This window comes from Thioalkalivibrio sp. AKL19 (genome assembly GCF_000420165.1).
In the GTDB taxonomy this organism is placed as follows: domain Bacteria; phylum Pseudomonadota; class Gammaproteobacteria; order Ectothiorhodospirales; family Ectothiorhodospiraceae; genus Thioalkalivibrio.
Genome location: NZ_ATUK01000004.1, coordinates 1 through 11557, shown reverse-complemented (window position 1 = coordinate 11557; position 11557 = coordinate 1). Strand labels below are relative to the sequence as shown.

General features: G+C 66.2%; 12 protein-coding genes and 2 pseudogenes. 3 read left to right on the top strand and 11 right to left on the bottom strand.

All coding sequences use genetic code 11. The annotated features are described in order from the left end of the window. Positions 1-30: 30 nt before the first annotated feature. From soxX (F817_RS0101350) to ffh, 9 genes are all read right to left on the bottom strand, one after another. On the bottom strand, positions 31-717 hold the full coding sequence (gene soxX / locus F817_RS0101350; protein WP_029681001.1) for a sulfur oxidation c-type cytochrome SoxX: 687 nt from the start codon (positions 715-717) through the stop codon (positions 31-33). A gap of 245 nt (positions 718-962) precedes the next feature. Then, entirely contained in the window at positions 963-1652 is a 690-nt protein-coding gene (soxX, locus tag F817_RS0101345) for a sulfur oxidation c-type cytochrome SoxX (protein ID WP_024325959.1), read from the bottom strand. A gap of 28 nt (positions 1653-1680) precedes the next feature. Further along, on the bottom strand, positions 1681-2490 hold the full coding sequence (gene soxA / locus F817_RS0101340) for a sulfur oxidation c-type cytochrome SoxA (protein ID WP_024325958.1): 810 nt from the start codon (positions 2488-2490) through the stop codon (positions 1681-1683). Positions 2491-2905: 415 nt separating this feature from the next. Further along, positions 2906-3472, bottom strand: a complete 567-nt coding sequence (locus F817_RS0101335; RefSeq protein WP_024325957.1) for a methylated-DNA--[protein]-cysteine S-methyltransferase — start codon at positions 3470-3472, stop codon at positions 2906-2908. A 23-nt stretch (positions 3473-3495) separates the two neighbouring features. Then, positions 3496-3852, bottom strand: a complete 357-nt coding sequence (rplS, locus tag F817_RS0101330; protein WP_024325956.1) for a 50S ribosomal protein L19 — start codon at positions 3850-3852, stop codon at positions 3496-3498. Between the two features lie 9 nt (positions 3853-3861). After that, on the bottom strand, positions 3862-4629 hold the full coding sequence (trmD, locus tag F817_RS0101325; protein WP_024325955.1) for a tRNA (guanosine(37)-N1)-methyltransferase TrmD: 768 nt from the start codon (positions 4627-4629) through the stop codon (positions 3862-3864). A gap of 10 nt (positions 4630-4639) precedes the next feature. Next, positions 4640-5149 carry a ribosome maturation factor RimM gene (gene rimM, locus F817_RS0101320; RefSeq protein WP_024325954.1) on the bottom strand — a complete coding sequence of 170 codons (510 nt, stop codon included), beginning with the start codon at positions 5147-5149 and terminating at the stop codon, positions 4640-4642. A 37-nt stretch (positions 5150-5186) separates the two neighbouring features. Then, positions 5187-5447, bottom strand: coding sequence for a 30S ribosomal protein S16 (gene rpsP, locus F817_RS0101315; protein ID WP_024325953.1), 261 nt, complete (start codon positions 5445-5447; stop codon positions 5187-5189). Positions 5448-5575: 128 nt separating this feature from the next. Beyond that, complete coding sequence (gene ffh / locus F817_RS0101310) at positions 5576-6964, bottom strand: signal recognition particle protein (RefSeq protein ID WP_024325952.1); 1389 nt, start codon at positions 6962-6964, stop codon at positions 5576-5578. A 175-nt stretch (positions 6965-7139) separates the two neighbouring features. Here ffh and F817_RS0101305 point away from each other — a divergent pair, with 175 nt between their 5' ends. The 3 genes from F817_RS0101305 (at position 7140) to radA (ending at position 10673) form a co-directional block, all read left to right on the top strand. After that, a complete protein-coding gene (locus F817_RS0101305) occupies positions 7140-7940 on the top strand; it encodes an inner membrane protein YpjD (RefSeq protein ID WP_024325951.1) in 801 nt (266 codons plus the stop codon). Positions 7941-8040: 100 nt separating this feature from the next. Beyond that, complete coding sequence (locus tag F817_RS0101300) at positions 8041-9327, top strand: HlyC/CorC family transporter (RefSeq protein ID WP_024325950.1); 1287 nt, start codon at positions 8041-8043, stop codon at positions 9325-9327. Continuing rightward, positions 9327-10673, top strand: coding sequence for a DNA repair protein RadA (gene radA, locus F817_RS0101295; protein WP_024325949.1), 1347 nt, complete (start codon positions 9327-9329; stop codon positions 10671-10673). The genes F817_RS0101300 and radA overlap by 1 nt, the downstream gene beginning before the upstream one ends. Positions 10674-10972: 299 nt before the next feature. Here radA and F817_RS14660 read toward each other — a convergent pair. Together F817_RS14660 and F817_RS14655 are read right to left on the bottom strand one after the other, a co-directional pair. Continuing rightward, positions 10973-11177: pseudogene (locus F817_RS14660) on the bottom strand (hypothetical protein). 85 nt (positions 11178-11262) lie between these two features. After that, positions 11263-11557 (bottom strand): annotated as a pseudogene (locus tag F817_RS14655) (IS481 family transposase); the annotation flags it as partial.

Genomic DNA, 11557 nt, shown 5'->3' with positions numbered 1-11557 from the left:
AGCGGGACCGCCCTCGACCGTGTGACCGGTTTACTGATTGACCGGGGATTCCGGGTCCAGCAGGTACGCCATGATATGCGCGATCTGTTCCTCGGTCAGGAAGTTGTTATGCCCGAAGCGCGGCATCTTGGTGCACGGGAAATACTGATGCGGGTTCGACACCACCTGATGCACGTAATTCACCACCGAACTGTCGTTCCCTCGGGTCGCCCCGTAGCCCGCCAGGCTGGGCCCCAGCGTGCCATAGAGCTCCTCGGCCGGGTCCATCTGGTGGCAGGCATAACAGTTGCCACCCGGCTCGCGCGAGCCATGGTCGTCATTACGATGACCGATCCGGTACCCATAGCCGGAACGCGCCAGTTCCGCGCCCCGACGCCAGTTACCCAGGCGCGGGCCACCCGGCGGCTCCTCGTAACTCTCCCGCGCCATGGCGATCACCTCGCCGGCGGTATCCGCATCCGGGTCACCCTCGAGCGAACAAGCGGCCTGAATGCCATCTTGCTTCATGCGCTCGCGGGCCGAGCCCCCTTCCTGCGCCTCCTGCTCGAAACGGTAACTGTCCGTTTCCAGCACGAGGTATTCTGCCAATTCGTCGGCGTTCATCGCCGTAATGTCGACTTCGCCACTCGTCTCGCCCATCCAGCCGTCGCAGCCCGCGATCAGCACGGTGGACGCCAGAACGACCAAGCCCGCCCCGCCTGTCTTGTTTCCGAGCATCCCTGATGTCTCCTCTTGCGTCGGTTGTCGCCGCTTCTTGCCGGCTGGCACACCGGCGCCCTCAAGGTTTTCCGGCCCGTTAGCCGTCGGGCCTTGTTGGCTTCCCTCTCCCACCCGGGTCAGGTGGCCGGCATCCGCCAGACTGGCGCCCGGGAAACCTTTTTTGAATCACCGCGAACCGCGGGCTTGCGGTGATTCAAAAAAGGGCAGCCCAAAAGGACTGCCCTCCCTAACAAGCGAATCGCTTACTGGTTGTTGACCGGCGACTCCGGATCCAGCAGGTAGGCCATGATATGGCTGATCTGCTCGTCGCTCAGAAGTTGGTGACGGTCGGAGTTGAAGCGCGGCATCTGCGTGCACGGGAAGTACTGGTGAGGATTGGAAATCACCTCGTGCACATAGCGCAGAACCGCTTCGCTGGTGCCACGGTTGGCACCGTAGTTCTGCAGGCTCGGGCCAATGGTGCCCTGGTCGGACACCCGCGGGTCGAACACGTGGCAGTTGTAGCAGTTGCCACCCGGCTCGCGCTGACCGTGGTCGTCCGTACGATGACCCTGGCGGTAGCCATAGCCGGAATCTGCCAGCTCGGCCCCCTTGCGCCAGTCACCCAGCTCGATGCTCTCCGGCGCCTCATAGGAGGCACGGGCCATCGCGACGACCTGGCCAGCGGTTTCGCCATCCGGATCGCCCTTCATCGAACAGGCCTTCTGCAGATCGTCTTGGGTCATGCGGTCACGCCAGTCACCGCCTTCCTGCATCTCCTGATCACGGAAGCTGTCCGTCTCGAAAATGAGGTGTTCGGCGAGTTCATCGGCGCTCATCGCAGTGATGTCGACATCCGAACCCTTGCTCCCGTCGGCGACGGCGCAACCTGCGGTCAGGGCGACGGATGCGAACGCGGCCATGCCGGCCGCAACAGCATTCTTTTTAAACATACTTGGTGTCTCCTATTGCGTCCGTAGGTTACCGCTTCAGGTCAGGCAGGATGGCCGGTTCGCCACGCGCTTGATCATTCCAGTACGAGATCAGGGCGGTGTTGACCGGGGTATCGGCCTTGATGCCGGCGTGACGCATCTGCCACACGCAACCACGGATACGGTGATTCTGGCTGCGCACGTTGTCGTGACCGGCACGATGTGCGGGCCAGGAGACAGCCTTGGACCACTCGGGACCGGTGCCCACATGAGGGAGCACGGAAGCACGGATCTGCTTTCCGACATCGCCGTGGCAGGAGGCGCAGTTGAAGTCCATCGCGCCACCGCGGCGATAGAACAGCTTCTCGCCTGCATCGCGCATGGCCTGCTCCTGCGGATGATCCAGCGGCGGGTTCCACGCCATGCCGGAGGACTGGTGGGCGATAAAGGTGGTCAGCTTCATGATGTCGGAGCCGTTGCCGTGACGCTGGCCAACGGCGGCGTCATCGCTGGTGAAGCCCTGCAGTTCCTTCATGCAGTGCACCAGACGCATTTCGAAGTCCATCACCTTGCCGGTGTCTTCGAAGTAGCGCGGCAGCTCGACGTACGCACCGTCCAGCTCGCCCGGGCCTTTGCCGAAGTCGCAGCCTTCCAGGGAGACGTTGTTCGGGCCGCGCTTGGCATAGAACAGCTCTTCGCCTTCATCCACCAGCCACAGGGCGGGGTTGTCCGGCATCATCATGATGTTCATCTCACTCTGATGCAGGTAGGCCGAATCGGGGTTTTCCTGCAGGAACTGCTGCAGGACATCGTTGGGGTCCTGCCATTCGCCGGCCTGAGCCGCAGCCCCAACAGCCATTGCTACGGGCAACGCAAGCAATGCTTTCTTGAACATGGAAACCTCCATCACACGGGTTTTTTTCGATTGAGCCCGGGACTGATCTGGCCCGGACCTGTGTAGCAGAGTGCTGAACCCGAGTCCGTGCTGTCAACACAAAAGACTATATTAGCGTTTCCTAAAAGTCTGTTTTTGAAAGGTTCTTGGGCATCAACACCGTGGGGCAGACGGAGATACCCCCAATTCTATTCCCGTTTATGGGGAACTTTTTTTCAGGGACCATTCAGGTTCGCCCGGGACCACAACCACTTGATCCCGGTAGTGAATATTCGGGTGCGCAAGGGAGAGAGCGAACATGCCCCATTTCCGCAGGTTCTGCAGGATCGGGCGAAGGGAAGAAAAACGGGCGGGACGCGCACACGGCGGCGGCGTTGACTCAATCGCGGCCGAGGACGCCCTCGTGCGCGAGCAGCAGGCGTTTCACCTGGGCCAGCTCGCCCACCTGGTCGCCGGCATAGCCGCCGACATCCCGGGTGGTCCGAAAGCGGGAGGACACCACCCGGTGACAGGGGATAAACAGAGGCCAGGGGTTGGCGCGACAGGCCTGCCCGACCGCACGGGGGGCGGAGCCCACGCGCGCGGCAATCTCGGAGTAGGTGCGCACCTCGCCGACCGGGATCTCCGACAACGCGGCCCACACCCGGCGCGCATGGGCGCTTCCGGGTGGCACCGCGGCCGTCGGACGCCAGGCCGCTGCATCCTCGCCATAGGCATCCGGGTCAAAGCCGGGCGGCTGCAGGTCGGCCCCCGGAATATCCGCCAGCGGGACCAGATCCTCGGGCGCGTCCGGGTCCTGCCAGTCGCAGGCCAGGAGTTCGCCATTGGCGGATTCCAGCCACACAAAAGCCAGCGCGACTCCGGGGAGGAGGCAGCGCTGGCTGCGGGTCGTCGATCCAGCCGACATCGAATAGCGAAACGCCAGGGCGGACGGGGACCCGGCCATTCGCCGCGCCCCGCCGGGTCGCGTTACTTCGCGGCCTTGACGTCTTCCTTGATGCGGGCGGCCTTGCCGGTACGGTCGCGCAGGTAGTACAGCTTGGAGCGACGCACCTTGCCGCGGCGCTTCACCTTGATCTCGGCGATCTGCGGGCTGTGGGTCTGGAACGTGCGCTCCACCCCGTTGCCGTAGGAGACCTTGCGCAGGGTGAAGGCGGAGTTGAGGCCGCGGTTGCGCACGGCGATCACCGCACCCTCGAAGGCCTGCAGACGCTCGCGCTCGCCTTCGCGCACCTTCACCTGCACCACCACGGTATCGCCGGGCCCGAAGGCGGGCACATCCGACTTCATCTGCTCGGCTTCCAGTTCCTGAATGACGTTATTCATTGCTCGACCTCAATCATCGCTTTCGGTGCGCGAGCCGCCGTTATGGCCACTCACACGGTATTCGTCCAACAGGGCCGCATCCTCGGCCCCGAGTTCCAGCCGGGCCAGCAGGTCCGGCCGCCGGCTCCAGGTCCTGCCCAGCGCCTCGCGGCGGCGCCAGCGCCGAATGGCGCCGTGGTCCCCCCCCAGCAGTACCGGCGGTACCGACCGTCCGGCAACCGTCTCCGGGCGGGTGTAGTGCGGGCAATCCAGCAACCCCGCACTGAAGGAATCCTGCTCGGCCGAGTCCGCATGCCCCAGGACCTCCGGAAGCAGGCGGGCGCAGCCGTCAATCACGGCCATCGCCGCCAGTTCGCCACCCGAGAGCACGAAGTCCCCCAGCGACCATTCCTCGTCGACCTGCGCCTCGATAAAGCGCTCGTCGATACCCTCGTAACGCCCGCAAACCAGCGCGACCCGTGGCTGCGCGGCCAGCTCCCGCAGCATCGCCTGCCGGATCGGCCGCCCCTGCGGGGTCAGAGCGATCACGTGCAGCGGCGTCGCCGCATCTGCCCGAGCCGCATCCAGAGCGGCCGCCAGCGGCGCATATTGCATCACCATGCCCGGCCCGCCGCCATAAGGGCGGTCGTCCACGGCCTGGTGGAAACCGGCGCCCCAGGCGCGCGGGTTCCAGGATTTCAGCTCCAGGCGGCCGCGCTCAACGGCCCGCCCGGTCACGCCGGATTCGCCAACCGCCGCGACCAGTTCCGGGAACAGCGAGATGACGTCGAAACGCACCGGCGCCGCTTCAAAAGTCCGGATCCCAGTCGACCCGCACGCGGCGGGCCTCCAGATCCACATCCAGCACGTACTGCCCGCGTACCCACGGAACCAGGCGTTCGCGATCGCCCCGGACCACCAGCACATCGTTGGCACCGGTCTCGATGAAGCCCGAGATGGTCCCCAGCGGCGTGCCGTCCTGATTCTCCACCGCCATGCCCAGCAGGTCGGCCCAGTAATAGGCTCCGTCCTCGGCCGGCGGCAGCCAGTCGCGTTCGATCGCGAGCTCGGAGCCGATCAGACCGTAGGCCGCATCGCGATCCGCGGCCTCGCGGAACTTCATCACGACCCCTTGACCGTGGGCGCGCCCATCCTCGATCTCCACCAGGCGCCAGTCGTTCCCGTAGTGCATCCACAACTGCGGGAACTCGGTGATCGCGGCGCGGGGCTCGGTCTCGGAAAAGACCCGGACCCAGCCCTTGACGCCATAGACCCCGGAGACACGCCCGACGCGGATGCGCTCACCCGCCTCGTTCATGACCGCAGCCAAGCGTCAGTACAGCGACCGGACGACCTCAGGCCGCCGCGGACTGCTGCTTGCGGTAACCCTTGACCAGGTGGTTCACGCGCTCGGACATGCCGGCGCCGTGACCCAGCCAGTAGTCCACGCGCTCAAGGTCGATGCGCAGCGGTTCTTCCTGACCGCGGGCCACCGGGTTAAAGAAACCGATCTGTTCCTTGTAGCCGCTATCGCGACGAGCGCGGGAATCGGTGACCACGATCGAATAAAACGGGCGCTTCTTGGCACCGCGGCGTAGCAGGCGAATCGTAAGCATGTAGTGTTGAACCCCGTGAGTCCGTTTTCTCGAGAAAACGCGCGATTATAACGAATCCGGCCAGTAACACAAGGGAAGCCCCGGGCCTCCATCCTGCGACGGGCGTTCGTTCGCGCGAACATTAATCACTAGCGGAACGGCATTCCACCGCCGGGACCACCCATGCCCCCCATGCCGCCCATCTTGCCTCCCAGGGCCCGCATCATCTTCGACGCACCGCCCTTGGAGAATTTCTTCATTGCCTTGCTCATCTGGGTATGCTGCTTGAGCAGGCGATTCACATCCTGGATCTGGGTGCCGGAACCGGCCGCAATGCGGCGCTTGCGCGAGCCCTTGATCACGTCCGGGTGGCGCCGCTCGTGCTCGGTCATCGACGAGATCACGGCCATCATCCGGCCGATTTCCTTGTCACTGGCCTGATTCTTCACCGCATCCGGCAGCTTGCCACCACCGGGGAGCTTCTCGAGCATGGAGCTCATGCCACCCATCTTCTGCATCTGCCCCAGTTGGTCGCGCAGGTCGTTCAGGTCAAACCCGCGGCCCTTCTTCAACTTGCGGGTCAGCTTCTCGGCCTGATCCTGGTCGACCTGGCGGCTGGCCTCCTCGACCAGCGACAGCACGTCGCCCTTGCCCAGGATACGCGAGGCAATGCGCTCGGGGTGGAACGGCTCCAGGGCGTCCGGGCGCTCGCCCATGCCGATGAACTTGATCGGCACGCCGGTGATCTGGCGCACCGAGAGGGCCGCGCCCCCGCGGGCATCACCATCCGCCTTGGTCAGCACCACGCCGGTCAGTGGCAGCGCCTCGCCGAAGGCGCGCGCGGTGTTCGCGGCATCCTGGCCGGTCATGGAATCGACCACGAACAGGGTCTCGATCGGGTCGATCGCCTGATGCAGGGCCTTGACCTCGGCCATCATGTCCTCGTCGACATGCAGGCGGCCCGCGGTATCCACCAGCAGCACCTCGACGCCCTCGCGGCGGGCGCGGGCGACCGCGTCGCTGGCAATCGCCTCGGGCTTCTGGCCGGTGTCACTGGGATAGAACGTGACTTCGACCTGACCGGCCAGGGTTTCCAGCTGCTGGATCGCAGCCGGACGGTAGACGTCACAGCTGACGACCGCGACCTTTTTCTTCTCGCGTTCGCGCAGCAGGCGCGCGAGCTTGCCGATACTGGTGGTCTTGCCCGCGCCCTGGAGACCGGCCACCAGCACCACCGCAGGCGGCTGATGGGCGAGATTCAGCGAGGCGTTCTCGCCCCCCATGGTCGCGATCAGTTCATCATGGACGACCTTGATAAGGGCCTGGCCCGGCGTCAGGCTACCGATGACCTCCTTGCCCAGCGCCTTTTCCTTGACGTCCTTGATGAACTCGCGCACCACCGGCAGGGCCACGTCGGCCTCCAGCAGCGCCATGCGCACCTCGCGCAGGGCGTCCTGGATATTGTCCTCGGTGAGCCGCGCCTGACCCTTCAGGCGCTTCATGGTCTCCTGCAGGCGGCTGGAAAGGCCGTCGAACATCGTCTGTCCTCGTCTGGATCGTCGGTGACCGGCGGTCTGCACCGGCCACGGGACCGACCAGTATACCGGTCTCGCACCCTTGCATGCAGGCGCCCGGGAGAGAGCGGCCGACGCGCGCCCCGGAACGACCGCCGGCATGTGCAATCCGCCCGCGTAGCAGCGATAATCCGGCGTCATGAGCATTGCCATCGGACTCCTCGCCGTCGCGCTGTATCTCGCCACCGCGGGCTACCTGGCTGTCACCGCCCGGCGCCAGCCGCTGACAGCCGGCCAGCCGCGAGCGGCCCTGGGCCTGTGGGGGCTGGCCCTTGTGGCCCACCTGGGTGCACTGCTGCCGATGGTGCTGACCGAGGCCGGGCTCAACCTGTGCCTGGGCAACGCCCTCTCGGCCTCGCTGTGGCTGGTGGCCGCACTGCTGTGGCTGACGAGCTGGCGCCACCCCCTGGCGATCCTCGGGGTCGTGATCCTGCCGCTGACCGCGCTGGCCGTCCTCACCGCCCTTTTGTGTGACGGCGATACGCGCTACGCCACCTCGGCCGGGATCGACCTGCACATCCTGTTCTCGGCACTGGGCTGGGCGTTCCTCGCGCTGTCCACCGCACAGGCCGCGGTAATGGCCGCTCAGCATCGCGCGCTGCACAACCATCACGCCTCGGGCTTCGTGCGCGCCCTGCCGCCGTTGTTCTCGATGGAGGTGTGGCTGTTCCGGATGATCTTCATCGGCTGGCTGTTCCTCGGGCTCAGCCTCCTGTCCGGACTAGTGTTCGTCGACAACCTGTTCGCCCAGCACCTGGTCCACAAGACCACGCTGTCGATCCTGGCCTGGCTGATCTTCTCCATCCTGCTGGTTGGCCGCTGGCGGCTGGGCTGGCGCGGCACCCGCGCGCTGGCCTGGACCACCGGCGGCTTCGTCGTGCTGGTGCTGGCCTATTTCGGCTCCAAGCTGGTGCTGGAAGTGATCCTCGGGCGCGTCTGAACGCAGCGGGGCCGGCTTGACACCCCGGCGCCCCTTGCCTGAAATGAACCCGACCATGCCGTCCCACCCGTTCGCTCAACCCTGACCGCAGGCCGCGCCCTTGCAAGAAATCCCGCTGTCCGTCCTGTTCGGCGCCCTGGTGGTGCTGTTCCTGCTGTCGGCGTTCTTCTCCGGCTCGGAGACGGCGCTGATGGCACTGAACCGCTACCGCATGCGCCACCGCGCGCAGACCGGACACCGGGGCGCCCAGCTCGCCTCGAACCTGCTGGACAAGCCGGACCGGCTGATCGGCCTGATCCTGCTGGGCAACAACTTTGTCAACATCCTCATCGCCCAGATCGCCACCTTCATCGGCTGGCGCCTGTTCGGTGATACCGGGGTGGCCATCGCCACGGGGGTCCTGACCCTGACCCTGCTGATCTTCGCCGAGACCGCCCCCAAGACCCTGGCGGCCCTGCACAGCGAACGCATCGCCTACCCGGCTGCCTGGATCTACTCCGGGCTGATCAAGTTCATGTGGCCGGTGGTCTGGCTGATCAACCTGCTGGCGAACGGTGTACTGCGCCTGTTCGGCGTCCACATGAATGCCGGCCAGCGCGCCGCCCTGAATACCGACGAGTTACGCAGCGTGGTCTCCGAGGCCGGGGGGCTGATCCCCGCCAATCACCAGCGCATGCTGCTGAACCTGCTGGATCTGGAGCGCACGACGGTCGAGGACATCATGATCCCGCGCAACGAGATCGTGGTGATCGACCTGAACGAGCCCTGGAACGAGGTCGAGGACCAACTGATCCACGGCAGCTTCACCCGCCTGCCCGTGGTGGAGGGCGAGCTCGACCACATCGTCGGCTTCATCCACCGCCGCGACGTCCTGCCTCTGGTCGAACGTGACGAATTCGGCCCGGACGATCTGCGCCAGGTCGTCACCCCGCCCTATTTCATCCCCGAGGGCACGGCGCTCAACCGCCAGCTGATCAACTTCCAGCAGCAGAAAAAGCGCATCGGCCTGGTGGTGGACGAATACGGCGACATCGAGGGGCTGATCACGCTGGAAGACCTGCTGGAGGAGATCGTCGGCGAATTCACCACCGACTCCCCGGCGATGAGCGACGACGTCCTGCGCCAGGAAGACGGCTCCGCCATGGTCGACGGCGGCATCCATCTGCGCGAGCTGAACCGGGCCCTGGGCCTGGACCTGCCGCAGGACGGCCCCAAGACCCTCAGCGGCCTGATCGTCGAGTACCTGGAGAGCATCCCCGAGGCGCCGGTGAGCGTGAAGATCAACGGCGTGGTGATGGACATCGCCCAGATCAAGAACAACACCATCCGCACCGTGCGCGTGGTCGCGCCCGACCTGCCGGAAGCCCCGACGACCCGGACCCCCTGATGGCCAAGAGCAAGACCCAGTACGTATGCCAGTCCTGCGGCGCGATCAGCCCCAAGTGGGCCGGCCAGTGCGGCGATTGCGGTGCCTGGAACACCCTGGAGGAGGCCGCTCCGGCGGCCAGCACCGGCCCACGCGGCGGGTACGCCGGCGAGGCCGCCGGCATTACCCGGCTGGGGGAGGTCGAGCTGGCCGAGGTGCCGCGCACCGGCACCGGCCTGTCGGAGCTGGACCGCACCCTGGGGGGCGGCCTGGTCCACGGGTCGGTCGTGCTGCTGGGTGGCGATCCGGGGATTGGCAAGTCCACCCTCCTGTTGCAGACCCTGGCCATGCTGCCCGTCGGCGACACGCTCTACGTAACCGGCGAGGAGTCGGCCCAGCAGATCGGCATGCGCGCCCGGCGCCTCGGGCTGGAGGTCGACGGGCTGCGCCTGCTGACCGAAACCCAGGTCGAGAACGTGATCGCCACCTGCGAACGCGAGCGCCCGCGCGTACTGGTGATCGACTCCATCCAGACGCTCTACACTGCGGCGTTGCAGTCGGCCCCCGGGTCGGTCGGCCAGGTGCGCGAGAGCGCCGCGGCCCTGGTGCGCATGGCCAAGCAGCGCGGCATTACGGTGATCCTGGTCGGGCACGTGACCAAGGACGGCCAGCTCGCCGGCCCGCGCGTGCTGGAGCACATGGTCGACACCGTGCTCTATTTCGAGGGCGACCCGGACGGGCGCTATCGCATGCTGCGCGCGGTGAAGAACCGCTTCGGCGCGGTCAACGAACTGGGCGTGTTCGCCATGCTGGAGAACGGATTGAAGGCGGTCTCCAACCCCTCCGCGATCTTCCTGTCACGCCATCAGGGGCCGGTGCCCGGTAGCGTCGTCATGGTGACCCGCGAGGGCACGCGCCCCCTGCTGGTCGAGGTGCAGGCGCTGGTCGCCGAGAGCCATGCCTCGCAGCCACGGCGGATCACCGTCGGCCTGGAGCAGAACCGCCTGACCATGCTGCTGGCCGTGCTGTATCGCCACGGCGGCGTGGCCCTGTTCGACCAGGACGTCTTTATCAATGTCGTCGGCGGCGTGCGCGTGACCGAGACCGCCGCCGACCTGCCGATGCTGGCCGCCGCGCTGTCCAGCTTCCGTGATCGCGCCCTGCCACAGGAGCTGCTGGCGTTCGGCGAAGTTGGCCTGGCCGGCGAGATCCGGCCGGTACCGAATGGCGAGGAGCGCCTGCGCGAAGCGGCCAAGCATGGCTACACCCGTGCCATCGCGCCGGCGGCCAATGCGCCGCGCAAGCCGATCAAGGGGATGGAGGTGGTTGCGGTCTCGCGCCTCTCCGAAGTCCTCGACGCCCTGTAACGCCTGCCGCCCGTCAGGTGTTGGCCGGGCCGGGTTCGCCAACCGCGGTTACGATGCCTACGACCCGCTGCCTGCCCGGTTGTGGCTAGCCCTGGTTCGGCATCCAGTGTTTACGTGCCTTCGGTCCGCCGCCTGCCAGGCGCTCTCTCGCGAGCGCGCCGCGCCCGTTTTTGATCAACAACTGGCTTTCTTGCTTGCCCAGGAAAGTACCTAAAGAAGGGCACCCGGATTCCGCCCGGGAACCTCGCTCCGAACGCGCTGGGCCGGCGGCGCTGAACTCGCTACGCCTTCGGCTCCGCTCAGACATCCAGCGCCTTCTCCCGGCCCATCACGCCATCCACGAGGGGCTCCATACGGGAGGCGAGGTCAAGACAGAAGGTATTCCAGCCCCACGACACAACAATAGGCATTGCCATCCGAACGCCCCCGGCGCCCGCTCGCGGGCGCGGCACGCAACGGCCGCAGGCCGAGCGTGCCCAAGATGCCCGAAGACCCAGCCTTCATCCATTGGCAAGACCGTCGGGACCGCCGTTGTCTTGACCTTGACCCCCCGTTGTCGTCGCGCCGAGTGGAGGGGCTTTTCGCGGGATCAGAGGCGCTGGATGTCTGAGCGGAGCCGAAGGCGTAGCGAGTTCAGCGCCGCCCGCGAAAAGCCTCGGAGCGAGGGAAACTCCGGCCCGCGCAGCGGGCCGGGGTCGCGGCAGTCGGGCGTGTTTCTTGGGTACTTGTCAGGTCTCGGCTGGTTATAAACGCGTTTTCGAAAGCAGTCGGGGTGGGTTTGCTGCCACGCCTTGAGGGCTGCTACGGGCGTTCGGTGGCCCAGGGCCTTTTGCTGGATGGCGTGGTTGTACAGGTACAGGTAGTGGTACAGGGCGTCCTGCATC